This is a genomic window from Amycolatopsis sp. NPDC104863, from assembly GCF_055582965.1.
In genome coordinates this window covers 523,976-547,910 of record NZ_JBVJOW010000001.1, presented here as the reverse complement: position 1 = coordinate 547,910, position 23,935 = coordinate 523,976, and the positions used below count along the sequence as shown (strand labels likewise).

Sequence of the window (23,935 nt, the reverse complement as noted above, 5' to 3'; positions counted from 1 at the left end):
CGGGGAAACGGGTTACGGCACCGCGCGTTTGTCACGCGGCGACGAGGTTGTGGCGGAAGGGCTTCGCACCACCCGCACGGCCAGCAGCGCGCCGACGAGGGTCAGGACCGCCGCGGCGAGCAGCCCGGCGGTGTACCCGGCGGCCAAGGCTGTCCCGGGCGTCGCGCCCGCGTCGAGCTGCATTCCCCGCACCGCGGTCAGCACGGCGCCGATGAGCGCCACCCCCAGCGCGCTCGACAGCTCGCGGGACGCGCTCAGCAGCCCGGACGCCGTGCCGGAGTACCGCTCGGCGACAACGTCCAGCGCGTGTGAGGTCAACGGCGTGGTGAACGCCGACCCGGCCCCGATCAGCACCAGTCCGGGCATCCGCGGGGAGATCGCGGGGATGTGGTTCACGGCGGCGAGCGCCAGCAGCCCGGCGCCTACGACCGTGAGCCCGCCCGCGACAGTCCGATGTGGACCGAACCGCGCCACCGCGCCCGGCACCAGTGGGGTCGCGGCCATCACCGCCACCGCCACCAGCACGAGCGGCAGCCCGGCGCCGACCGGGTCGAGTCCGAGGAACTCCTGGTGCAGCAAGGGCGTGAAGAAGAAGACACCGGAGATTCCCAGTCCCCACAGCACTTGCACGGCGAGCGAGCCGGCGAACACCCGGTTGCCGGTCAGGGCCGCCGGCACGATCCGGTCGTGAGCCCGCCGTTCCCGGACCACGAACCCGGCGCCGAGCGCGACCCCCACGGCGAGCAGCGGCACCGCGACCCCGGTTCCGGACCGGACCAGCGCCGCCGTGACCAGGACCAGGCTCGCCGTCACGACGATCATGGGTCCGGTCGCCGGTCGCGGGGCGTCCGGGTCCCGGCCGCGGGGCACGGCGGCCGGCACCAGCACGAGCATCACCGCGACGAACGGCAGGTTCACGAAGAAGATCCAGCCCCAGCCGAGTGACGCGCTCAGCACGCCGCCGAGCGCCGGGCCGAGCGCCAGCGCGGCGGCCAGGCAGGCCGTCCACACCGCCGCGGCAAGCGTCCGGCCGCGAACGTCGAGGTTCGTGCGCAGCAGGCTCAGCAGGCCCGGCACCAGGAACGCGGCCGCCGTCCCCTGCAGCACCCGGGCCGCGATGAGCACCTCGACCGAACCGGCCAGCCCGCCGAGGGCCGCGCCGAGGCCGAACGCGAGCAGGCCCGCGACGAGCGTCGCCCGGCGACCCCAGCGATCCACCAGGGTGCCGGCGACCAGCAGCAGACCGGCGAACGGCAGCATGTACCCGAGCGCGACCCGCTGCAGCGCCCCGAGGTCCAGCGCGAGGTCCCGCGCGATCGAGGGCGCGCCCGCCGCGACGATGGTGTTGTCGAGAGTGGTGACGAACGCCCCGAGCGCGATCAGCACCAGCGTCGGGAACCGGCGCGTCATCGTGCGCTCCCGATCAGCTCGCGGGTGACCACAGCCCGACGTCGGCGCGGGAACCACCAGTTGGCAGCGCCCAAGCGAGCCATCACCGCGGGCACGAGCACACACCGGACGACCACGGCGTCGAGCAGCACGGCGACGGTCAGTCCCACCCCCGCCTCCCGCACGACCCGGGCGTCCACGAAGGCGAACGACACGAACACCAGCGCCATGATCAGCGCGGCCGCGGTGATGGTCCGCCCGGTCGCCGCGACGCCGTCGACCACCGCGGCCCGCGTGTCCCCGTGGCGGCGCCACGCCTCCTGGATCCGCGCGATCAGGAAGACCTCGTAGTCCATCGACAGCCCGAACAGCCCGGCGAACAGGAACACCGGCAGGTACGGCTCGACCGGCGCGCCGAACACGGCCACGATCGCGCCCGTCGTCGCCGCAGCCGTCAGCAGGTTCATCACCGCCGCCGTCACCGGGATCAGCACACTGCGGAACACCCACGCGAGCAGCAGCACCGAAAGGCCGACAACGCTCACGAGGAACAGCGGCAGCCGCGCGGTGATCGCCGCCGAGAAGTCGGCCCGGGTCGCGACGAGCCCGCCGACGTGCGTGTCCGGGCCGCCGAGGGTGGTGGCCATCGTCCGCGTCCAGGCCAGCAGCTCGCCGGTGGCCGGATCGTCGGACGCGGTCCGCGGGACCACCGTGAGCAGCCAGCCGCCGGGCAACGGCGTAGGCGGGCCGACGTCGGCCCGGGCCCGCAGCGCTTCCCGGAGCGTCCCGACGGACCCGTCGCCGGTGCCGGTCACCAGCAGCGGAGCGGCGGCGCCCGGGCCGAACCCGGTGTCCAGCAGCTCCGCGGCGGTCTTCGTGACGCTGCCGGGCGGGTCGTGGGCGGCGTCCGGCACCCCGAGCCGCAGCCCGGTCATCGGGAGCGCGAGCACGGCGACGACCAGCAGCGCGGCGAGCGTGTACGGACCGGGCCGCGCGGTCACCGAACGCGCGAGCCGGGCCCAGCGGGCGCCGGTGCCGTCCCCCGCGACGCGCATCCGGCGCGCGACCGGCCGCAGCAACGCGGGCAGCAGCGTCAAGGCGGCCGACGCGGTCAGTACCACGGAAACCGCGGCGGCCACCGCGATCCCGTCGAGGAACGGCATTCCGACGGTCAGCATCCCGGCCAGCGAGACACTCACGGTGAGCCCGGCGAAAACGACGCTGCGGCCCGACGTCGCCGCCGCGGCGGCCAGCGCCACCGCCGGTTCCGCGCCTTCCCGGCGGCCCTGCCGGAAGCGGGTGAGCACGAACAGCGCGTAGTCGACGCCGACGCCGAGCCCCAGCAGCGCGGCGATCTCGGTGCTGATCTTCGGCACGGTCATGACGTGCGACAACAGCGTCACCACGGCCAGCGCGCAGCCGACCGAAACCGACGCAGTGAGGACCGGCAGCAGTACACAGCTCAGGGACCCGAAGGCGGCCAGCAGGACAAGAGCCGCGGCGAGCAGGCCGATCCCGGCGTTGCCCAGGTCGGGCGCGGCCGCCGTCATCGCGGCGAGCTCGCCCGCGGCGCCGGCGGTGAGGCCGTCCGCGTCACGGACTACGGCGGCCAGCGCGTCAGCCGGGCCCTGGCCGAGGTCCGCGGCCGGCGCGTCGAACCGGACGGTGAGCACCGCGGTCCGCCGGTCGCCGGACACCTCACCGGGCGTGACGGACACGACGTGCGGGAGCGCGGCCAGCCGGGTGACCAAGGCGTCGACCCGGACGCGGACCGTGCCGGAGTCGACCGTGCCGTCCGGCGGGCGGACGACCACCCGTTCCTCGTCCCCGGCCGCTCCGGCGCCGCGCAGCAGGTTCGCCGCCGCGGTGCTGTCCGCGGCGGGCAGCGCCACCGTGTCGCGGAAGGCCGCACCGGTGTGCAGCACGGCGAAACCGAGCCCGCCGAGTGCGGTCAGCCACAGGAAAACCACCACGCCGGCGCGGCGGAACGACCACGAAACGAGCGTTTTCATCCCGTCTCCTTCCGGTCGCGTGGTTGATCACGCTAACAACCGGACGGCGCAGGAAGATACGGACCGGGACCACAAATCGGCACGCGAAAACCCTTGTGGTGATGAGTGTTTCGCCGCTTGTCGGACAGGTGACAAACCCCGGCGCGGCAGTTGGGTCCCGCGTGACAGAACCAGGCCCGGCGGTTGCCAAGCGGTGTTTCCGTGTGAGTACATGGACGTCCGCGCCGATGCGGAAAGGGGTGGGAAATGACCCGGACGGTCACCGTCCCCCACCCGCGGGGCTCCGGTCGCGCGCGGCAGCTGTGGTGTTCGCTGCCGACGGAGTTCGCGCGCCGGTTCCGGCCGCACGCCGACCCGCTCGCCCGCCGGATCCTGGAAGAGATCCAGCGCGCCGTGCCCGAGTACGCCAAGCCCCTGGAAGGCGAGTTCGGCAAGATCATCGTGCTGGCGATCGAGCACGCCGTCGTCAGCTGCCTCGACAGCATCGAGGAGCTCGCGTCCACACAGGACAACTGGGCGCCACTGTTCATGGAGGTCGGCAAACGTGTCCACCACGACGGCGGCAGCCTGAACTCGCTGCAGGCCGCCTACCGCGCGGGCGGGCGTGCGGCGTGGCGCTACGTCGCGGAACTCGGGCAGGCGCACCGCTTCCCGGCGGCCGTGCTCTGCGTCGGCGCGGAAGCCATTTTTGCTTACGTGGACGAGATTTCGTCGTATTCGGTGGAGGGGTACACCCTCGCGCAGGCGATGGCGACGGGCACGCTCGAACGCCGCCGGCGCCGGTTGCTCGAGCTGCTGCTGGCCACTCCGCCGTCGTCGCCGGCGACGATCGTGACGACGGCGAAAGCCGCGAAGTGGACCATGCCGGAGTGGGTCACGGTCGTCGCGCTCGACCCGCGGACCGACCAGGACCTGACCCCGGGCCCGCACGTCGCTGACGACGTCCTGCTCGACCTCGAAAGCACCGAGCCCTGCCTGCTGACCCCGCATCCCGAACGCGACCTGCGCGGGCTCGAAGGCCGCCTGCCGGGCTGGCGCGCCGCGGTGGGCCCGCGGGTCCGGCCGGCCGACGCGGCGACGTCCCTGCGCTGGGCCCGCCGCACCCTCGATCTGGTTCGGCGCGGGATCGTCGACGATCGCGCCGTGACACACACTGCCGACCACCTGGCGACGCACTGGCTGCTCGCCGACCGGTTCCTGCTCGACGAGCTGTCGGCGAAGGCGCTCGCGCCGTTCGCGGGGCTGACGGTGAAGCAGCAGGTCCGGCTGGCCGAGACGTTGCTGAGCTGGTTGGAGCACAACGGGAACACCCCCGACATCGCGCAGGCACTGGGCATCCACCCGCAGACGGTGCGCTACCGGGTGAGCCAGCTGAGCGACCTGTTCGGCGAGCGGCTCGGCGACCCCGCACACCGGCTGGAGATCCAGATGGCCCTGCGCGCGCACCAGCTGCTCGGCACCCAGCCGGAGGCTTGACCTCGCCGTCGGGCGGAACTTAGAGTTCCGACACGGTGTTAACGCTAACAGCGTGCTGGAGGGCGATCCGATGACTCTGGTGACCCGCGAGCTCTTCGGCCGCGTCGGCGACACCGACGTCCACCGGTACACCCTCACCCGCGGCGAGCTGACCGTGCGCGTGCTCGACTACGGCGGCGTCATCCAGTCGCTGGAGGCGCCGGACCGCCGGGGCCGGCCGGGCAACGTCGTCCTGGGCCATCCGGATCTCGCGGGGTACGTCGCGAACAACCGGCCGGGCGCGGCACGGGTCTTCCTCGGCGCGGTGATCGGCCGGTACGCCAACCGGATCGCCGGCGGCGCCTTCACCCTCGACGGCGTCCTGCACCGCGTGCCCTTGAACGACGGCAAGAACAGCCTGCACGGCGGCCCGGCCGGGTTCGACACGCGCGTGTGGTCCGCCGCCGAAGTCGCCGGCGGGCTGCGGCTCACCCTGGTCAGCCCGGACGGCGACCAGGGTTACCCCGGCCGGCTCACGGCCGAGGTGACGTACGGCCTCACCGCGGGCGGGCTGACCCTCACCTACCGGGCGGAGACGGACGCGCCGACGGTGGTCAACCTGACCAACCACACGTACTGGAACCTGGCCGGCGCCGGCGACGTCCACGCGCAGTGGCTGACGCTGAACGCGAGCCGGTTCTGCCCCACGGACACCGGCCAGATCCCACGCGGCGCCCCGGCCCCGGTCGACGGCACGCCGTTCGACTTCCGCTCCCCGGCCCCGATCGGCGCCCGCCTCGACCGGCCCGACCCGCAGCTGGCGATCGCCGGCGGTTACGACCACAACTGGGTGCTCGACGGCCCCCGGGCGGCCCAGGCCTGGGACCCGGCGTCCGGCCGGCTGCTCACGATGACGACCACCGAGCCGGGGCTCCAGTTCTACGCGGGCAACCGGCTGCCCCACCGCGGCGCGGGGTTCGCGCTGGAGCCGCAGCACTTCCCCGACTCGCCGAACCGGCCGGACTTCCCGAGCACGGTCCTGCGCCCGGGCGAGGTCTACCACCAGGAGACGACCTTCGCGCTGACCGCGGCGGAGGAGCCACCGGTCACCACCGGGTAACAACGGCGTTCGGCCAACAGGGCGCACCTGCCGCGGAACCGGCGACCCGCGCCAGGCCCGTTGGCACCATGTCCCGATGAGCGATGAACCGCCCAGAGATCTCGGCCCCAGTGTGCTCCAGGACTGGAACGTCACGACGTCGGACGACTTCGAGCTGTGGACGGCGGCCCTCGCTCTCGAGGTCATGCTCGACGACGCGCTCGCCGACCCGGATCTCCGGGCGACTTTGCGTTCGGAGGGACTTCGCGCCGAAGACGCCAAAGCGGCGGTCCTGGCCAGCGAGTCCACCCTCGCCCGCGTCCGCATGGCCCAGGACGAGTACGCCCAGCAGGACCACAGTGGCTCCCGGCGGCCGCGGATCCGGCACCTGGGGCCGGCCAAGGTCCTCTGGCTGGGTGCCGCGGTCGGCCTCACCGCGGCCTACCTGTCGTGCTTCGTCTACAGCTACTCCGCACTTTCCTGGTCGCTCGCCGCGCTGGGCGCCGCCGGCCTGGCCGGGGTGGTCGCGATGTCCGGCCGGATCGCGTTGCGCCGGGTCCCGGAGCTCTTCCCCGTCACAAGCCTCGGCGAGGTGGGCCGCATCGTCCCGCACGAAGACCTCATCGGCCTCGGCGACCGGCTGGCCGATGTCCGGGCCGAGATCGTCGTGCCGGCGATCCAGGAGTTCATCCGGCGCAACCGCAAGCTCACGTTCGGGACCAAGCTCATCTTCCGCGAGGTCACGGGCCTCTACCAGGAGATCGGCGCCGACATCATCCAGACGGCGGCGACCCGGCGCCTGACCCGCGTGCTGGACCGCGCCGACTCCGTCGCCGTGGCCCTCGCCGGTAACCGTGGGGTCGGCAAGACGACCGCGATCAAGTCGATCACCGCCGGCCTGCACAGCAGCGGCGGAAACCCGGCGCCGTTCCTGGTGCTGGCGTCCGCGCCGGCCAACTACGAGGCGCGCGAGTTCGTTCTGCACCTGCATGCCTTGCTCTGCCGCGCGGTCCTCGCCACCGTCGGCACCGCGACGGCGCCGGGCCGGCGGCGGCTCGCCCGCCGGGTGTTCGACCAGGCGACCCGGATCGTGGTCCACTTCGCCGTTTCGGCCGCCATCGCGATGCTGCTCTGGGGCTCGCCCGACATCGCCGTGTTCGCGCGCGAGATCGCCGATCTGCTCGACCGCGCCCTTCCCCGCGACCTGTCCCAGCTCACGGCCGGCCAGTCCCCGATGCGTCTCGCCGCCCTGGCCGTGCTGGCGACGGTCCCGGTGCACATCGGTGTTGTGCTGGTCGCCGCGGTCGCCCGCACCGCGTTCACCGCGGCCCGCCACCGCACCTCCCCCGGCATCACCGCGCTGCGCAAGCAGGCGAAGAAGCAGCTCGACCAGATCCGCTTCCTGCAGACCTACACCACCGGCTGGTCCGGGAAGCTGAACATGCCCCTCAAGGGCGAAGCCGGCCGGACCTGGTCCACCCAGCGCGCCGAGCAGCAGCTCACCCACCCCGAGGTGGTCGACAAGTTCCGCGAGTTCGCCACCTCGACCGCGCGGCGGCTGGCGGAAGAGAAGCTCGCCGGCCTGCTCGTCGTCGCGATCGACGAGCTCGACAAGATCGGCGAACCGGAGAAGGCCCACCAGTTCATCAACGACATCAAGGCCATCTTCGACGTCCCGGGCTGCCTGTTCTTCGTGTCCGTCTCCGACGACGCGGTGCTCAACTTCGAGAAACGCGGGCTGGCGGTGCGTGACGCCTTCGACAGCGCGTTCACCGAAATGATCCGCGTCGAGCACTTCACCCTCGAGGAAAGCCGCCTGTGGATCACGTTGCGGCTGCCGGAGCTGCCCGAGCAGTTCGGATACCTGTGCCACTGCCTGTCCGGCGGGCTGCCGCGCGACCTCCGCCGCTACACCATCGAAATGGTCGACATCGCCAACGAGGTCTACCACCCCACGCTGGAGACGGTCACCCGCCGGCTGATCGGCAGCGAGCTGCGCGGCAAGGCGCACGCCCTGGCCGGCATGGCGGACATGCTGCCACCCACCGACGAGGTCACGCGCCTCTCGGCGGAGCTCCTCCACCTCAAGGACGTCGACCAGTCCCTGGAGCTGGTCGAGTTCGCCCACCGCCTCGCCGACCCGGCCACCGCCGGCGACCCGGGTGACCCGGTCGAACGGCTGCGCCGGCACGCCGCTTGTTTCGCGCTGCTGTGCGCCACGGTGCTCGACGTCTTCACCGACGACCTGCAGGAGCCCGGCCTCGGTCCCGACCTGCACCTGATCGCCCTGGCCCGGCAACGCATGGCACTGCACCCCAAGTTCGCCACGGAGACCATCCTCGCCGTCCGCAAGACGCTCAACCTCGACCTCACCCCGCCGGCGGTGGGGTGAGCAACACTTCGGCGCCGGGTGGCCGGTCCCGTGGTTACCCTCGCTGATCATGGGAGACCTTCACGCCGTCGCCGAAGACCTCGCGCCCGCGGGCACGCTGCGGGCCGCCATCAACCTCGGGAACTCCGTGCTCGCCCACGGCGCGCCGGACGAACCGGGTGGGGTCACCGTGGACCTCTCGCGCGAGGTGGCCGCGCGGCTGGGCGTTCCGGTGGAGTTCGCCTGCTTCGACGCCGCCCGCAAGTCGTTCGAGGCGCTGACCTCGGGTGCGGCCGACCTCGGGTTCCTGGCGATTGAGCCGGCGCGCGCGGCCCAGGTCGCCTTCACCGCGCCCTATGTCCTCATCGAGGGCGTGTTCGCCGTCCCGGACGGCTCGGCCTTCCGGTCGCCGGCCGACGTGGACCAGGAGGGCGTCCGGGTCGGCGTCAAGGAGGGGTCAGCCTACGACCTGTTCCTGACGCGCACCCTCCGGCAAGCCACGGTCGTGCGGGGCAAGGACGGCGTGGTCGTCTTCGAGGAGCAGGGCCTGGAGGCGGCGGCCGGGATCCGGCAGCCGATCACCGCCTACGCCGCCGCCCACCCGGGGACGCGGGTGATCGGCGAACGCTTCATGGAGATCCAGCAGGCCGTCGCCACGACCCCGGACCGCCGGGCGGAGACCGTCGTGTTCCTGCATGAGCTGGTCGAGGAGCTGAAGGCCGGCGGCTTCGTCGCCGAGTCGCTGCGCCGCGCGAACCAGCCGGACGCCACCGTCGCCCCGCCGTCGGGGAGCTCGTCCGTCCACTGAGGACGGATGGTCGTCACCCTGCGCGGTCCCCGGCCGACGGAGTGCTATCGCTTCTTCGTCGTCGCCGTCATGAGTGCGGCATAGCGTCTTCTCGACGGTCGCAACGAGTGCTACGTTTCTTGAGGTGCAGGCCGATCCCGTGGCCGAGACCCGAGGAGCTGCGATGCCGCTTACTCCCAGCGCGCACACCGACTCGTTCTGCCGCGACCGGCTGCCGCCGCTCGAGCAGTGGCCCCGGCTCGTGTTCGACCGGCCCGAGCTGCACTACCCCGACCGGCTCAACGCCGCGACGGCACTGCTCGACCACACCGCCGCCCGCCTCGGCCCGGACCGGCCGTGCCTGCGGTCGCCGCACGAGACGTGGACCTACGGCGAGGTCGTGGCGCGCGCCAACCGGATCGCGCACGTGCTCACCGCCGAGCTCGGGGTGGTGCCCGGCAACCGCGTGCTGCTGCGCGGCGCCAACACGCCGTGGCTCGCGGCCTGCTGGCTTGGCGTCCTCAAGGCCGGGGCCGTCGCGGTCACGACGATGCCGATGCTGCGCCGCGGCGAGCTGGACAAGATCGCCGACCGGGCTCGGCCGTCGGTCGCCCTGTGCGACGAGCGCCTGATCGACGAGCTGCCACCCGGCCTGCCGGTGGTCTCCTTCGGCGCCGAACTGGCCGAACGCTGCGCGCGGCACCCGGCGACCTTCGCCGACGTGCCCACGGCCGCCGACGACGTCGCCCTGCTCGCCTTCACCTCCGGCACCACCGGGACACCCAAGGCGACGATGCACTTCCACCGCGACCTGCTCGCCATCGCCGACACGTTCTCCCGGCACGTGCTCCGGCCCGTCGCCGACGACGTGTTCTGCGGGACGCCGCCGCTGGCGTTCACCTTCGGCCTGGGCGGCCTGCTGGTGTTCCCGCTGCACGCCGGCGCGTCCGTGCTCCTGCTGGAGCGCGCCACGCCGAAGGAGCTGGCGTCGATCGTCGCCGAGCAGGCGGTGACCGTGCTGTTCACGGCGCCGACCGCCTACCGCGCGATCCTCGGCGCCGGCGACGGCCCGCTGCTCGCCGGCGTGCGCCGCGCCGTCTCCGCCGGGGAGGCCCTGCCTGCCGCCGTGGCCGAGCGGTACCGCGAGGTCACCGGCCGGCCGCTGATCGACGGGATCGGCAGCACGGAGATGCTGCACGTGTTCATCTCCGCGGCCGACGAGGCGGCCCGCCCCGGCCGGACCGGCACCGTCGTGCCCGGCTTCCGGGCCGCCGTCCTCGACCTCGACGGCGAGCCGGTGCCCGACGGCACGCCCGGCCTGCTCGCGGTCCAGGGCCCGACCGGCTGCCGGTACCTCGGCGACCCGCGGCAGACCGACTACGTCCGCGACGGCTGGAACCTCACCGGCGACACCTACGTGCGCGACGCGGACGGCTACTTCCGCTTCGTCGCGCGCAGCGACGACATGATCGTCTCTTCCGGTTACAACATCGCGGCTCCCGAGGTCGAAGAGGTGCTGCTGACCCACCCGGACGTCGACGAGTGCGCGGTCGTCGGCACGCCCGACCCGGACCGCGGCGCCGTGGTGACCGCCTTCGTCGTGCTGCGCCCGGGCGTCACGCCGGGCCTGGAGGTCGTGCACGCCCTCCAGGAGCACGCCAAAGCCGTTGCGGCGCCGTACAAATACCCGCGCCAGGTGCGGTTTATCGACGCGCTGCCGCGCAACGCGAGCGGGAAGCTGCAGCGGTTCCTGCTGCGCGAGCGCTGACGGGGGTGACGGGCCCGCTGCCGAGGTGGGGTGGCGGTGGGCCCGTCACGTTCGTGGGGTGCCGGGGACATGTCTCCATCCTAGCCGCGGATTCGAACATATGTTCACGGCTGTTCGAGTGAATTCCGGTTACCAACCGTCACCGTGAACCCGGCGATCGCCCACGCGACAACACTTCCGGGCGACAAACAGTCCTCAGTGGACGGTCACGGACCACCCCGAACGCGGCCGCGTGGGCGCGGAGGACGTCGTCACACCTCGGCGGAGGGCCGGGCGGGGCCGGTGCAACGAACCCGCCGCCGTGAACGGTAAAACTCCTGACACGGCCCTGACCAGCGCCGCGGGAGCATCACCCTGGCGTGCCGCGGAGGCGGTGCCCGGCCCCGCGAGCCGACCCCATAAAGTCTTCGCGCAGCCCATCCGGAGGTGACCGCCCGCGTGCCCGAGGTCGACTACTACGAGGTGCTCGGCGTCCGCCGGGACGCCACGGCGGCCGACGTCAAGACGGCCTACCGCCGGCTGGCGAAGACCATGCACCCGGACGCCGGCGGCACGGTCGGCACGTTCCGCCTGCTCCGCGACGCTTACGACGTCCTCAGCGACCCGGTCCGCCGCGCCCGCTACGACGCCGGCGGCGCCACGGTGGTGCCCGTCCCGGTGCGGCCGCGGCCCCGGCGCCGCTTCGGCGACGAGCCCGGGTTCGTCCCCGACCTGCCCGACCTCGACGCCGAGGACCTGACCTGGTGGCACTTCGCCGGCGAGGACACCCGGATGCGGCACGGCCGCCGCCGCGGGCCGGGGCACACACCGGTGGTCGCCGCGGTCGGCGGCATGGTGCTGGTGCTGCTGCCGCTGGTCGGCGGGGTGGAGTTCTCGCCGCCGGTGCTCGTCGTCTGGCTGCTGCTGACGGCCGGGACGGCGCTGCTCGTCCAGCGGCTGGCGCGCGGCTACCTGCGGGCCAGCCGGGCCCGCGACGCCTACGCCGAGGAGTTCGGCGGCCGCACGGTCTTCGGCGCCCCCGGCACCGAGCGCGACGAGCTGGCCGAGCGGCTCACGGCCGACCTCCTCGAGGGGTATCTGACCCGCCTGCCGGGCGCGCGCATCTTCCACGGGCTCGCGTGGCCGGGCTCGGTGTTCGCCGACGTCGACCACGCGGTGCTGTGCGGCAAGCGGCTGGTCCTGGTCGAGTCGAAGCTGTGGCTCCCGGGCCACTACGAGACGGCGGAGGACGGCAGGCTGCTGCGCAACGGCCGCCCGTTCCGCGGCGGCGGCAGCCGGCTCGCCGAGAGCCTCGCCGCGTACCGCGAGCTGCTGCCGGGAGTGGCCCTGCGCGGCGCGATGATCGTGTACCCGAGCCGCAGCGGCGACCTGACCACGGCGGATCCGGGCGACGACGTGGTCGCGCCGATGACCCCGGAGACGTTCCTGCACGAGATCGGCGAGTGGCTCGCGGCGGATCCGTCCACTGTGGACCACGAGGCGCTGCGGACGATGAGGGACCAGGTGGTGGGCGGGGGCGGCCGGGCCGCGTGAGCGCGGAGACGCAGGTGGTGGTGCATCGGCGCTCGCCACGGGCAGCCCGCTTCGGGAGCCCGGGCAGCAGCAGCCGACGATCTCGGCCGAGCCGAGCGGGGTCACACCTGCGCCCCGGCGGTTCGAGGCGGCCCCCGGCCGGTGCCCGCCGCCGTTCACGACGGCCCGGTCCGAGCGCCCCAGCCCCGGCCGCACCAACCCCACAACCTCCCGGTCACCGGCACGAATACCGTGCACGACATGACCCCGACCACCGGAAACCACCACCGAACGTGAGCCCCGCCGCCACGCTGGGGACCGTGCTGCTGGCCTACCTCCCCGCGGCCGTCTCCCCCGGGCCCAACTTCGTCCTCATCGCGCACACCGCCGCGGCCGGATCGCGCCGGGCCGCCGTGGCCGTCGCGCTCGGGGTGATCGCCGCCGGGGGCCTGCTGGCCGCCGTGGCCGTCTTCGGGCTCGGCAGCCTTCTCGCGCGGGAACCCTGGCTGGCCGCCGCCCTGCGGGTCGTCTGTGGCGGCTACCTGGCCTGGCTCGGCGTCCGGCTCTGGCTGCGCGCCCGCTCACCCGACGCAGCCCCGCCCGCCGGCCACGGGAGCGCCTTCCGCCAAGGCGTCACCAGCAACCTGACCAACCCGAAGGCCGCGGCCTTCTTCGGCAGCGTCCTCACCGCGACGCTGCCGCCGTCCGAACCCACCGCCGTCAAGGTCGCCGCCGTCGTGCTGATCGTCGCCGTCTCGACCGCGTGGCACCTGAGCGTGGCGCTGCTGTTCTCCTCTCCCGCCACCCAGCGCTGGTACGCCCACGCCAAACCGGCCCTCAACCGCGTTGTCGGCACGGTTCTCGTCGTCCTGGGCATCACCCTCGTCGTAACGCCGTGAAGGCCCCTCCGCCGCAGCGAAGGGGCCCTCACGAACCACAGAACTACCGGACGCCGCCCGAAGCGCGCTGCTTCTGCGCGTGCGCGGAGCGGGTGCAGACCTCACCGACGTCGATCGTCTGGCCGCGGTCGGCGAACACGTCCGCCACCCCGACGAGCTTGCCGTTCGGCGCCGAGCAGGTCAGCTGGTAGGCCTCCTTCGTGCCGTACGTCGGCGGGATCGGCGACGAGAACGACACGTCCCCGGTCCAGTCGTCGACGGCGTTCGGGTCGGCCTGGTCGTAGTTGACCACCACGGCCTTGTAGTCGCCGGCCGGCGGGTCGAACAGCACGGCGTGCTCGGACGTCGTGCCGCCGTTCGCCGACGAGCTGACCAGGTTGCCGGCCGAGTCGTAGATGAACAGATCCCAGTCGGTCGCGGTGTTCGCCCAGTTGATGTTGACACTGAACTTCCCGTTGTCCACCTTCGGCAGGCCGTCGACGTGGAAGGTGAACGAGTCACCCGCCGGGTCGGCCGGGTAGTTCTGGTTGATCGGCGGCACCCCGGCCGGGTTGGTTACCGCGTACCCCTGCTGCGCCGGTCCCTGCGGGTCGCGCCCGTAGCGGCCCGCCACGTACGGCCGGGTCGACGGGTTGACCGACCACGCGAACCGCCCGCCGGTGGTGGTGAGCTTCGCGTTCAGGTCGTCGGTGACGTAGATCGGCGGCTTGGTGGTGCCGTCGGCCTGGATCACCGGTGACGTCGGGGTCTGGAACGTCTTGTGCAGCTTGAGCTGGTAGCCCTTGGGCGCCGAGCCGATCAGCGTCGAGTGCTGCTGCGGGTCGGCGGCGTTGGACAGCATGTCCAGCAGCGCGCCGCGGTTGCCGCCCTTGCCCGCGCCGGTCGTCGGGGCCAGCCCGGCGTACTCGGCGACGACGGCGGTCTCGTAGGCCTCGTGGAAGCCCGCGCCGCCGATCTCGATGGTGAAGCCCCAGCCCGCGGTGGCCCAGTACGACCAGTCCTCGGTGGTGCCGGTCGTGTCGTAGAGCGCCCAGCTCGGCTCGCTGGTGTAGCCGTTGCGCGAGGCCAGCTTGTCGCCCAGCGCCTTGTACTGCGGCTCCTCCAGCGGCGGCCGCACGTCGGCCACGCCCGGCGGGCGCAGCACCAGGGCCGCGTTGGTGTGGAAGGTGATCAGGTTGGTCACCTGGCGGGAGGAGACGATCGAGCGGATGTTGCGCGACTCCGGCTCGGAGAACGGCGCCGAGCCGCGGAAGGTGTCGCCGCTCCAGGCGATCTCGGCCCCGTTGCCGCCCCAGAACCCGGCGTAGTTGCGGTTCGGGTCGGTGCCGCGGATCCGGCCGCCGGGGTTGGCCTTGCAGACGCCGGTGGCGAACTGCGGCGGCGAGTCATTGACGTTGCAGTTCTTGCGCTTCATCTCGTAGTCGAAGCGGGAGAAGTCGCCCTTCGGCTCGGCCTCGCGGGAGATGTCGAAGCCGTCCGGGTTGACGATCGGCACGATGACGTTGCGCGTCTTGCCGACCAGGCTCCGGATCTGGTTGTCGTGCGCGTAGCCGTTGACCAGCTCGTACGCCCACTCCATGACCGTCTCGCCGGCGGGCCACTCCCGGGCGTGGTGCACACCCATGGTGAAGTCGACCGGCTTGCCGTCGGTCAGGTTCTTGACGTCGGTGGCGATCTCCAGCCCCATGACGTCGCGGCCTTCCCAGGTCGACTCCGGCATGGTGAACGCCGAGACGAGCTTCGGGTTGGCGCGGGCCAGCTCCTTCATCTCGTACTCGTAGTCGTAGAGGTGCCGGTAGCTGGTCCGGCCCGAGGGCAGGACCGACTTGGGGGTCTTGGCCGCGTACGCGCGGTCGGCCTTGGCGTCGGCGACCGACTTGGCCGACAGGTCGGCCTGGACCACGGTCGACTTCAGGCCGCTCTTGGTGAGCGTCTGGCGGTCGGTGTCGTCGGCGAGCACCACCTCGACGCCGGTCGCGTCACCCTTCTCGGTGACGTCGAGGCCGAGGCCGGTGAGCTTGGCCTTGTCGGCGCGGGTCGGGGTCTGGACGCGGACCAGCTGCGCCTTCTGCGCGGTGGTCGGCGTGCCCTGCGGGGTCAGCGCCAGGAAGTCGACACCGAGCTGGGCCTGGCCGGCCGAGCCGCCGTACCGGCAGCCCTGGACGACGAGCTCCTGGCCCTTCTTCACGAAGCTTTCGGCGAGTTCGCGGGTTCGCAACGCCGTCGAGGCGGCGACCACCGCGCCGGTGGCCTTGTCGAACACGGCGACGTCCCAGTCGCCTTCGGCGCCCTGCACCGGCTTGAGACGGGCCTGGACGAGACCGTCCACCGTGGACGTGACGTCCCGGCGGTCGGTGCCCGCGGTGCCCTTGGGCTGCACCTTTGCGAAGCAGGAGCGGGGTACCGACTTGTCGGCACGCAAAATGTTCTGCGCCGCGCCGGCCGTTCCGGCAGGCAGCGCTACGAACGTGGCGGCCAGTGCCACGGCCGAAGCCAGCAGCACCAGTCGTCTTGGTGAATTCCCCACAGGACAAGACCTCCTTGACGAGGCCGGCAGCACGGACGTACCGGTAGCGAGTGACCATAATGGAGGAAATCCGGCCGCGGTAACCGCCGTAAGTCGTACTACCTGCCCGTTCCACCTGCCCGAAAGGCCCGTTTCACCGGGAGTTCAACCCGGGACCGGCTACTGTCGGAGCATGGTCACGATCCCTGCGCGACGGGTTTCCGCCGCGATCTCGCTGACCGGTGTGGCCGCGCTCGTGCTCGGCGCCGGCCTGGTGCTGCTGCTGCAGGTCATCCCGCCGACCGACGAGATCAGCGCGACCCGCCGCACGATCAGCGAATACGGCCTGTCCGACCACAAGTGGCTGTTCGACCTGGCCGTGGTCCTGGTCGCGCTCGGCTCGGCCGCCGGGCTCGCCGTGCTGGCCCGGCAACGGCGGCTGCCCGCGCCCGCGGCCGTCCTGGGTGCATTGTGGACGGTCGGGCTGCTGGTGATCGTCGCGTTCCCGAAACCCGACTGGGCCACGGTTTCCCGCTCGGACTTCGGCGGCACGCTGCACCGGATCGCGAGTGTCGTCGCGTTCGTCGCGCTCCCGCTGGCGGTGCTGGTCGCGGCGCGCACGGCGCTGCCGGGCTCCCCCGTGCGCCGGTGGCTCGCGCGCGTGCTGGCGATCGTGTCGCTGGGCTGGTTCGCCGTGATCCTCGGCGCGGTGGTGGTCGCCGCGGTGGAAGGCGGCCGCTGGTGGACGCTCATCCCGCTCGGCCTGGTCGAACGCGGGATGGCGCTGACCGAGCTGGTCGCGCTCGGCGTGCTGCTCGCCCCGGTCGGCGACCGGGGCCGCTAGGCCGATCGGGTAGCACCCCGCCGACGGCCCAACCGGCGGCGGGCGCCGGGCGTGCAGCGTGCGTTCACCGACCTCAGGGGGAGATCGCATGTCTCGACGTGCTGCCGTACTCACCGCCGTGGCGCTCGCGCTCGGCACCGTCCTCACCGCTCCGGCCGCCGCGACCGCGGCCGCACCGTGCACCTGGACCGCGCACAAGGTCGTCCCGCCGGACGGGTACGACGCCGAATTCACCGACGTCAGGGGGACCGACAGCCACGGCAACTACGTCGGCACGGTGACCGACGTGTCGGTCGACATGGGCCGGGTCGTGGTCTGGACCGACAACAAGCCCCGCATCCCGGACGCGCTCGCGTCGTTCGTCTACCCGAACATCGCCGGCGAGAACTCCGCCGGGACGGTGCTGCTCTCCGGCGGCCTGCCGACGTCCACCGAAGTGGGCGTCTACCTGTTCAGCGGCGGGCACCACGGGCCGGGCACGCTGACGCAGCTGCCCACCCCGGCCGGCTACCGCATCGGTTCGGCCACCGCCCTCAACGAGCGGGGCGACGTCCTGGCCAGCGCCTACACCCTCCGAGACGACCACCCGGTCAGCATCCTGTGGTCGAACCTGTCCGCGGGGCCGCTCGTCATCGACAGCCCGGCCGGGTACGGGATCGACCTCGACGACGACGGCACGGTGCTGCTCAACGCCCCCGGCAACAAGCTGGGCGCGCTCTGGCGCCACGGGCAGGTCATCCCGCTGACCGGCGAAGACCGGCCGGTGCTCATCCGCGAGCTCCGCAACGGCGTGGTGGTCGGCACGGCGATCGACTCCCCGTGGCCGGCTTCGCGCGCCCTGGCCTGGCACGGCCCCGCCGACCCGCGGCCCCTCGAGCGGGGCGGGACCGCGGAGGCGATCAACGCGCACGGGCTCATCGCGGGCAGCCTGGACAGCCTGACCGGGCACGCGGCCGTCTGGCAGGACACCAAGCTGCTCGGCGCGCTCCCGGCCCCGGATGGGGTCGACGCGGACGTCTTCGTGGTCGGGGACGACGGCACGGTCTTCGGCAACACGGGCAGCGAATACGGCCCGCTGCGCTGGACGTGCACGGCGGTCGGCTCCTGACCTGAGGGCGCCGACGTCATCCACAAAGGACAGACGTCGGCGCCCTCAGCCGAGGTCCGGTTCGGTGGTGTGGACCAGCCGCGGGTCGGGCGTTTCGCCGGACATGGCCAGCAGCCCGCGCACGACCTTGACCAGCAGCGGCCAGTTCTTCGGGTTCTTCTTGTCCACCCCGCCGACGAGCTGCTTGAGCATCGAGAGCGTGTCGAAGTAGATGCGTTCGCAGACGAGGTTTTCCCGCGCGTCGAAGACGAAGTACGCCGACATCCGCACCCGGAACGGGGACCCGGTGGCCGGGATCTTCCCGAACGGCCCGAGGTGGGTGCCCAGCAGCCAGAACTCCACGATCACCGCGTCGGCGCTGTGCCGCAGCGCGATCAGCTCGTGGTGCTGGTCGGGGAACGCGGTGCGCGTGTCGTGGTAGTAGCCGCGGACGGCGCTGTCGCCGTCGTGCACCGTCATGGTCGCGACGACCTCGTAGTGCGGGTGCGGGAACGTCGAGAGGGCCGCGTCCCAGTCCTGGGCGACCTCGTCGCGGAAGTGGTCGAGCACCAGTTTCTGCCGGGCTTCGAGGACGGCCGGGCCGGGGATGGCGAACGCGGTCATCGGGGCTCCCTTAAATCTACGGCGTAGGTTTCGACGATAACCTACACTGTAGGCACGCCGTGGGAAGGGGACACCGTGACCGTGCTCGACACCGCTCTGGCCCGGGCGAAGCCCGCCATCCGCTGGGGCCTCGGCCACGCGCTCCCCCGCACCGTGCTGCGCCGCGAGGCCCGGCGCGGCGACCTCCAGGGCCGGATGGTCGTCGACGCCGCCGAAGGCCGGGACCTGACCGGCCTGTTCGACGAGATCCGCGCCGCCGGCCCGCTCGCCCGCACCCGCTTCGGCTGGATGACCACCCACCACGGCGCGGTCCGCGAGGTGCTGGCCAGTGAGGACTTCCGCGTCGGCGTGGTCGGGGGTGACGGGTCGGCGCTCGGGCGGCTGGTGGAGTGGTCGGCCGGCGAGCACCTGCACCCGGTGCGGCCGCCGTCGCTGCTGGCCGTCAACCCGCCCGAGCACACCCGGTACCGCAAGCTGGTCACCGGCGTGTTCACCGCCCGCGCCGTCGAGCAGCTGCGCGGCCGGGTCCAGCAGATCGCCGACGGCCTGCTCGAGCGCCTCGAGCCCGGGAGTGAGACCGACCTCGTCGAGGCCTACTGCGGGCTGCTCCCGGTCACCGTCATCAGCGAGATCCTGGGCGTCCCGCCGGAGCAGCTCGGCAAGGTGCTGTCGCTGGGCGCGGCGGCCGCGCCCAGCCTCGACCTCGGGCTCGGGTGGCGCACCTTCCGCGACGTCGAGACCGCGCTCGCCGAGTTCGACGCCTGGCTCGGCGAACACCTCGACCACCTGCGCCGCCACCCCGGGAACGACTTGTTCAGCCGGCTCGTCGCGGCGCGCGACGACGGTGTCGGGCTGACCGAGACCGAGCTGAAGTCCACCGCGGGGCTGGTGCTGGCGGCCGGCTTCGAGACGACCGTCAACCTGCTCGGCAGCGGCATCGCCCTGCTGAGCGAGCACCCGGAGCAGCTCGCGGTGCTGCGCGAGCGGCCCGAGCTGTGGGGCAACACCGTCGAGGAGGTGCTGCGCCACGACCCGCCGGTCCTGCTGACCGGCCGCCTGGCGGTGCGCGACACCGAGATCGCCGGCGTCCGCCTGCCGCGCGGGGCGCTGGTGACCACCGTGCTGGCCGGCGCGAACCGCGACCCCGGCGTGTTCACCGACCCGGCCGTCTTCGACGTCACCCGCGCCGGCGCCCGCGACCACGTGTCGTTCGGCGCCGGGCGCCACCACTGCCTGGGCGCGTCGCTGGCCCGGATGGAGGGCGAGATCGGCCTGCGGACGATCTTCGGCCGCTTTCCCGGCCTGCGGGTGCTGCCCGGCGGCCGTCGTCGTCAGACGCGCATCCTCCGCGGGTACGAATACCTGCCCGCGGTGCTCGCCGCGTGACGGGCCGGCGTGGCCGTCCGCCCAAGGATGCGGACGGCGCCCTGTCGCGGGAGCGGATCCTGCGGGAGGCGCTCGCGCTCGTCGACGCCGACGGGCTCGAGGCCGTCAGCATGCGCAAGCTCGCGCGCCGGCTCGGCGTCGACCCGATGAGCCTCTACAACCACGTCGACGGCAAGGACGCCCTGCTGGACGGGGTCGCCGAGGTCCTGCTCGCCGCGATCCCCGCGCCGGTTCCCGGGCGCGACCTGCGGGCGACGATGTCCGCGCTCGCCCACGGTTTCCGCGCCGCGATGCTCGGCCACCCGCGCGCGGCACCGCTCGTGCTGACCCGCCAGCTCGCGTCGATGACCGCGCTCGCCCCGGTGGAGGCCGTGCTCGGCCCGCTGCTGGCGGCGGGGTATCCCCCGGACCGCGCGGTGCACGGGCTGCGCGCGGTGCTGGCGTTCCTGATCGGGACACTGATGCGCGAGGTCGACGCCGCGCCGACGTTCAGCGGCGCCGACCCACCGGGCACCCAGGACCGGCTTGCCGACCTGGAGGGATCAGGGTTGCCGGCGGTTTCCGCGGCGGCGCCGTACCTCGCGGTGTGCGACCACGAAGCGGAGTTCGAGTTCGGGCTGGGCATCCTGCTGGACGCGCTCGCGCCGTGACGGCTCGTCAGCGGATGCGTTCGTACAACGCCGCCATCCGCGAATCGAGGTCCGCGGCCGTCCGGGCCGCGGCGGCGAGCTCACCCGCGAAGTCCGGCGGGACGCTGTCGCGGTACTTGTAGGACAGCTTGTGCTCCACCGCGGCCCAGAAGTCCATCGCGATGGTGCGCAGCTGGACCTCGACCTTGACCTTTTCGACGCGGTCGGACAGGAACACCGGGATGCGCACGATCAGGTGCAGGCTGCGGTAGCCGTTCGCCTTCGGGTTTTTGATGTAGTCCTTGGTGCGCAAGAGTTCGACGTCGTCCTGGGCGGTGAGCATGCGGGCGACCGCGAAGACGTCGTCGACGAACGGGCAGACAACGCGGATCCCGGCGATGTCGTCGAGCGCGCCGGCCGCGGAGACCCAGTCGTCACCGAGGCCGCGACGGTGCACTTTTTCCTTGATCGCCTCCGGCCGCTTCACGCGGCTCGTGATGTGCTCGATCGGGTCGTGGCGGTGGACGAAGTCGAACTCCTCGCTGAGGATCCGCAGCTTCGTCATCAGCTCTTCGATGGCGAACTTGTACATCAGGAGGAACCGCGGGAGCTGCCCGGCCACGGCGAGCTCGTCGGCCGCCTCGCGCAGGGAAGTCTCGTCGGCCGCCGGGTCGGTGGTCACTGAAGCCTCGTGCTGTTGTCGGTCGTGGGTCCGAGCTCCAGGTTACTGGGCTCCCTCCGGATAACGATCGGCGACGGGCCGGGGTTCCCGCTGGTCACCGGATCGGGGTGGAAAAGGCGGTGTTCGGGGGTGTCGCCCGCCTGGGCCGGGGTGCTGATGTCACCTCGGCCGGGCCCCGGCACGGTCTTGGGGCCGGAGTCATCCCTGCCCGGACCAGGAACGGTCCCCGGGGGCCGATGTCGCCCGGCCCGGACCGCGCCCGGTCCCGGGGGTCGGTGTCACTCCGGCCTGGGTCGGGTGTGGTCCGGGGAGCTGGTGTCACCTCGGCCCGGACCAGGTGCGGTCCGGGCCGAGGTGGGCTTGCGGTTTTCCGGTTGTCGGTGAGGTCAGCGCCCCATGGGGACGGTTGCGGCCGTGACGGACGCAACGCACTTGGCGGCGATGGCGCCCGCTTGCTCGATCGCGGCCTGGTTCGCCGCCTGGTCGGTCGCGGCCTGGTCGCCGGCGCCTTGGTCGGCGGTGGCCATGCCGTCGGCTGCTGCGCTTTCGTCGGCCGCCTTGCCGGTCGCTGCCTTGCCCGCGGCCTTGCCGTCCGCCGCCTTGCCTGCCGCGCCCTGGTCGGCCGCCTTCTTTCCGGTGCTCTCTTCGGCGGCCATGCCCTGCTGGCCGGCCGCCGCGGCGGGGTCGGCCTGGGCGACACACTCGAGGAGCGCCGCGCAGTCCTGGGCGGAGACCGCGTTCTCCTGCTGGTCCGCCGTGCCGTTCTGGGCTGCGGCCTGGTCCTGGGCGTTCATGCCGTTCTGGTCGGCCATGCCGTTCTGGTCGGCAGCCTGGTTCTTCGCGGCCTTGCCGCCATCAGCCATGCCGTTCTGGTCAGCCATGCCGCCCTGATCGGCAGCCTGGTTCTTCGCGGCCTTGCCGCTACCAGCCATACCGTTCTGCTGGGCGGCGCCGTTCTGGTCAGCCATGCCGCCCTGATCGGCAGCCTGGTCCTTGGCGGCCTTGCCGCCACCGGCCATGCCGTTCTGGTCGGCCATGCCGTTCTGCTGGTCGGCGGCCTTGTTCTCCGCGGCCTTGCCGTTCTGGTTCGCCATTCCGTTGGCGTCCGCCGTCCCGGTCGCCTGGGTCAGGCATTGCTGGACCACCTGGCAGGCCTGCTCGCCCGCCGCGTTCTGGTCGGCCGCGTCCGCTGCTGCCGCGCCCTGGTCGGCGGCCATGCCGTTCTCGTCCGCCGCGCCCTGCTCGGCGGCCTTCTTCTTCGCCTGGCCAGCGCCCATCCCGTTTTCGTCCGCCGCACCCTGCTCGGCAGCCTTCTTCTTCGCCTGGCCAGCGCCCATGCCGTTCTCATCCGCCGCACCCTGCTCGGCAGCCTTCTTCTTCGCCTTACCGGCGCCCATCCCGTTCTCATCCGCCGCCGCACCCTGGTCGGCAGCGTCGTTCTTGGCAGCCACCTGGTCCGCCAGCCCGGCCACCTCCGTGCACGCCGCCAGCGTCGCGTTCGCCGCCACCGCTCCGTCGCAGCCCGCCGCCGTGCGGCGTTGCTGGATCTGGTCGACCACCGCCTGGCGGTTGGCTATCCGGGCCTCGGACTGGGCGTCCGGGGCGGCCTGCTGACCTGCGATGAAGGCGAGATTGTTCTGCAGGGCCGTGTCCAGCCCTCCGCAGTCTTCGGTGGCCGCGTTGCCGGCCGGGCTGCTCAACGCGATTGCCGTCGCGGTCGCTCCCGCGATTCCCAGCAGTGCGGCGAGTCCGATCGTCGCCGGTTTGCGGTGTCGTCCGGTAGTGCGCACTTGGGGCATCAAGCCCCTCCTCTCTGGTCGCCACCTCACCCCGGCACACGGGCGGGACGACCAGAGCGGTTCATCCGGATTTTCCGGTTACCACCACGGAAAATCCACTGTGGACAGGACGAACCCCGAACCGGCGGTCCACCGGTTCGGGGCCCTGCCTACCAGAGCCGGAGTAAGCGCGGTGTCAACGCGCGCTCCCGTCAGCCGAGGTCCGCCAGCTGCGGCACGGCCGGCGCCATGCCGTCGATCCACGCCGCCGGCGACCCCGTCGTCGGGGTGACGATCACCGTTCCGACCCCCAGCTTCGCGAAACCCGCCATCGCGCGGACGAACTCGTCGCGCGTGTCCGGGCCCGGCCGCGGGTTGTTGGCCAGGATCGTCTTCCTGATGTCGTCGTAGTCGCGGCCGACGTCGTCGCAGTGGCGCCGCAGCACGTCCAGCTTGTGCGCGACGTCCTCGGGCGAGGTGCCGAAGAGGTTGCACGCGTCGCCGTACTGCGCGACGAGCCGCAGCGTCTTGCGCTCGCCGCTGCCGCCGATCATCACCTTCGGCCGGTTGATCGGCTGCGGCGAGCAGAGCGTCTCGGCCAACTGGTAGTGCTTGCCGTCGAACGGGCCGTTGTCCGCCGGGTCCCACATCTGCCCGCAGATGCGCAGCGTCTCCTCCAGCCGCTCGAACCGTTCGGCGATCGGCGGGTACGGCACCCCGAGCCCGGCGTGCTCACGCTCGAACCACGCCGCGCCGACACCGAGCACCGCGCGGCCGCCCGAGAGGACGTCGAGGGTCGTGACGATCTTCGCGAGCAGCCCCGGGTGCCGGTAGGTCACGCCGGTGACGAGCAGGCCGAGGTCGATCCGGGACGTGTGCGCGGCGAGGAAGCCGAGCGTCGTGTACCCCTCCAGCATGTTCGCCTCGGCGGGGAGGCCGGTGGGCTCGATCTGGAAGTAGTGGTCCATGAAGGACAGCCACGTCGCCCCGGCCTCCTCCGCCGCGGCGCCCACGCGCGCGAGCTCACCGGCGATGGCGGTGGTCCCGCCCTCGATGTCGAAGATGGGGAGGTGGAAACCCAGGTCCATGAGACGTTCTCCTGACGTG

Annotated in this window: 18 protein-coding genes; 11 read left to right on the top strand and 7 right to left on the bottom strand. The window is 72.5% G+C overall.

Annotated features, from left to right (window positions below; genetic code table 11):
* Nucleotides 1–12: 12 nt before the first annotated feature.
* Nucleotides 13–1,410: an MFS transporter gene (locus tag ACZ63J_RS02600; RefSeq protein WP_465404712.1), complete on the bottom strand. Its 1,398-nt coding sequence runs from the start codon at nt 1,408–1,410 to the stop codon at nt 13–15.
* The gene (locus ACZ63J_RS02595) at nt 1,407–3,401 is read right to left on the bottom strand and encodes an MMPL family transporter (RefSeq protein WP_465404711.1); all 1,995 of its coding nucleotides are present in this window, start codon (nt 3,399–3,401) and stop codon (nt 1,407–1,409) included. The genes ACZ63J_RS02600 and ACZ63J_RS02595 overlap by 4 nt, the downstream gene beginning before the upstream one ends.
* 246 nt (nt 3,402–3,647) lie before the next feature.
* Here ACZ63J_RS02595 and ACZ63J_RS02590 point away from each other — a divergent pair, with 246 nt between their 5' ends.
* The 7 genes from ACZ63J_RS02590 (at nt 3,648) to ACZ63J_RS02560 (ending at nt 13,292) form a co-directional block, all read left to right on the top strand.
* Nucleotides 3,648–4,877, top strand: coding sequence for a PucR-like N-terminal domain-containing protein (locus ACZ63J_RS02590; RefSeq protein WP_465404709.1), 1,230 nt, complete (start codon nt 3,648–3,650; stop codon nt 4,875–4,877).
* A gap of 70 nt (nt 4,878–4,947) precedes the next feature.
* Nucleotides 4,948–5,976 carry an aldose epimerase family protein gene (locus ACZ63J_RS02585; protein ID WP_465404707.1) on the top strand — a complete coding sequence of 343 codons (1,029 nt, stop codon included), beginning with the start codon at nt 4,948–4,950 and terminating at the stop codon, nt 5,974–5,976.
* 76 nt (nt 5,977–6,052) lie between these two features.
* Nucleotides 6,053–8,347: a P-loop NTPase fold protein gene (locus tag ACZ63J_RS02580; protein WP_465404705.1), complete on the top strand. Its 2,295-nt coding sequence runs from the start codon at nt 6,053–6,055 to the stop codon at nt 8,345–8,347.
* 49 nt (nt 8,348–8,396) lie between these two features.
* Nucleotides 8,397–9,134, top strand: coding sequence for a transporter substrate-binding domain-containing protein (locus ACZ63J_RS02575; protein WP_465404703.1), 738 nt, complete (start codon nt 8,397–8,399; stop codon nt 9,132–9,134).
* Between the two features lie 163 nt (nt 9,135–9,297).
* Nucleotides 9,298–10,881, top strand: coding sequence for an AMP-binding protein (locus tag ACZ63J_RS02570; protein ID WP_465404701.1), 1,584 nt, complete (start codon nt 9,298–9,300; stop codon nt 10,879–10,881).
* Nucleotides 10,882–11,319: 438 nt separating this feature from the next.
* Nucleotides 11,320–12,414 (top strand): J domain-containing protein, encoded by a 1,095-nt coding sequence (locus tag ACZ63J_RS02565; RefSeq protein ID WP_465404699.1) that lies wholly within the window; start codon nt 11,320–11,322, stop codon nt 12,412–12,414.
* A gap of 272 nt (nt 12,415–12,686) precedes the next feature.
* Nucleotides 12,687–13,292 carry a LysE family translocator gene (locus ACZ63J_RS02560; protein WP_465404697.1) on the top strand — a complete coding sequence of 202 codons (606 nt, stop codon included), beginning with the start codon at nt 12,687–12,689 and terminating at the stop codon, nt 13,290–13,292.
* A gap of 43 nt (nt 13,293–13,335) precedes the next feature.
* On the opposite strand, the gene ACZ63J_RS02555 is transcribed toward ACZ63J_RS02560, so the two are convergent.
* Nucleotides 13,336–15,795: a M14 family zinc carboxypeptidase gene (locus tag ACZ63J_RS02555; RefSeq protein WP_465404814.1), complete on the bottom strand. Its 2,460-nt coding sequence runs from the start codon at nt 15,793–15,795 to the stop codon at nt 13,336–13,338.
* A 196-nt stretch (nt 15,796–15,991) separates the two neighbouring features.
* Here ACZ63J_RS02555 and ACZ63J_RS02550 point away from each other — a divergent pair, with 196 nt between their 5' ends.
* Both ACZ63J_RS02550 and ACZ63J_RS02545 read left to right on the top strand, forming a co-directional pair.
* A complete protein-coding gene (locus ACZ63J_RS02550; protein ID WP_465404695.1) occupies nt 15,992–16,642 on the top strand; it encodes a DUF998 domain-containing protein in 651 nt (216 codons plus the stop codon).
* An 88-nt stretch (nt 16,643–16,730) separates the two neighbouring features.
* Entirely contained in the window at nt 16,731–17,750 is a 1,020-nt protein-coding gene (locus ACZ63J_RS02545) for a hypothetical protein (protein WP_465404693.1), read from the top strand.
* Between the two features lie 45 nt (nt 17,751–17,795).
* On the opposite strand, the gene ACZ63J_RS02540 is transcribed toward ACZ63J_RS02545, so the two are convergent.
* The gene (locus ACZ63J_RS02540) at nt 17,796–18,353 is read right to left on the bottom strand and encodes an ester cyclase (protein WP_465404691.1); all 558 of its coding nucleotides are present in this window, start codon (nt 18,351–18,353) and stop codon (nt 17,796–17,798) included.
* A gap of 81 nt (nt 18,354–18,434) precedes the next feature.
* Here ACZ63J_RS02540 and ACZ63J_RS02535 point away from each other — a divergent pair, with 81 nt between their 5' ends.
* A complete protein-coding gene (locus tag ACZ63J_RS02535) occupies nt 18,435–19,739 on the top strand; it encodes a cytochrome P450 (protein ID WP_465404812.1) in 1,305 nt (434 codons plus the stop codon).
* A complete protein-coding gene (locus tag ACZ63J_RS02530) occupies nt 19,736–20,389 on the top strand; it encodes a TetR/AcrR family transcriptional regulator C-terminal domain-containing protein (RefSeq protein ID WP_465404689.1) in 654 nt (217 codons plus the stop codon). The genes ACZ63J_RS02535 and ACZ63J_RS02530 overlap by 4 nt, the downstream gene beginning before the upstream one ends.
* Before the next feature lie 7 nt (nt 20,390–20,396).
* Here ACZ63J_RS02530 and ACZ63J_RS02525 read toward each other — a convergent pair whose 3' ends face one another.
* From ACZ63J_RS02525 to ACZ63J_RS02515, 3 genes are all read right to left on the bottom strand, one after another.
* The gene (locus ACZ63J_RS02525) at nt 20,397–21,050 is read right to left on the bottom strand and encodes a GTP pyrophosphokinase (RefSeq protein ID WP_465404687.1); all 654 of its coding nucleotides are present in this window, start codon (nt 21,048–21,050) and stop codon (nt 20,397–20,399) included.
* Nucleotides 21,051–21,436: 386 nt separating this feature from the next.
* Complete coding sequence (locus ACZ63J_RS02520) at nt 21,437–22,849, bottom strand: hypothetical protein (protein ID WP_465404685.1); 1,413 nt, start codon at nt 22,847–22,849, stop codon at nt 21,437–21,439.
* A gap of 191 nt (nt 22,850–23,040) precedes the next feature.
* Nucleotides 23,041–23,916 (bottom strand): LLM class F420-dependent oxidoreductase, encoded by an 876-nt coding sequence (locus tag ACZ63J_RS02515; RefSeq protein WP_465404683.1) that lies wholly within the window; start codon nt 23,914–23,916, stop codon nt 23,041–23,043.
* Nucleotides 23,917–23,935 lie beyond the last annotated feature (19 nt).

Coding starts and splice junctions, on each gene's coding strand:
- ACZ63J_RS02580 (WP_465404705.1), top strand. CDS start 6,053: ATGAGCGATGAACCGCCCAGAGATCTCGGCCCCAGTGTGCTCCAGGAC.
- ACZ63J_RS02540 (WP_465404691.1), bottom strand. CDS start 18,353: ATGACCGCGTTCGCCATCCCCGGCCCGGCCGTCCTCGAAGCCCGGCAG.
- ACZ63J_RS02590 (WP_465404709.1), top strand. CDS start 3,648: ATGACCCGGACGGTCACCGTCCCCCACCCGCGGGGCTCCGGTCGCGCG.
- ACZ63J_RS02550 (WP_465404695.1), top strand. CDS start 15,992: ATGGTCACGATCCCTGCGCGACGGGTTTCCGCCGCGATCTCGCTGACC.
- ACZ63J_RS02595 (WP_465404711.1), bottom strand. CDS start 3,401: ATGAAAACGCTCGTTTCGTGGTCGTTCCGCCGCGCCGGCGTGGTGGTT.
- ACZ63J_RS02515 (WP_465404683.1), bottom strand. CDS start 23,916: ATGGACCTGGGTTTCCACCTCCCCATCTTCGACATCGAGGGCGGGACC.
- ACZ63J_RS02570 (WP_465404701.1), top strand. CDS start 9,298: ATGCCGCTTACTCCCAGCGCGCACACCGACTCGTTCTGCCGCGACCGG.
- ACZ63J_RS02585 (WP_465404707.1), top strand. CDS start 4,948: ATGACTCTGGTGACCCGCGAGCTCTTCGGCCGCGTCGGCGACACCGAC.
- ACZ63J_RS02575 (WP_465404703.1), top strand. CDS start 8,397: ATGGGAGACCTTCACGCCGTCGCCGAAGACCTCGCGCCCGCGGGCACG.
- ACZ63J_RS02545 (WP_465404693.1), top strand. CDS start 16,731: ATGTCTCGACGTGCTGCCGTACTCACCGCCGTGGCGCTCGCGCTCGGC.
- ACZ63J_RS02520 (WP_465404685.1), bottom strand. CDS start 22,849: ATGCCCCAAGTGCGCACTACCGGACGACACCGCAAACCGGCGACGATC.
- ACZ63J_RS02600 (WP_465404712.1), bottom strand. CDS start 1,410: ATGACGCGCCGGTTCCCGACGCTGGTGCTGATCGCGCTCGGGGCGTTC.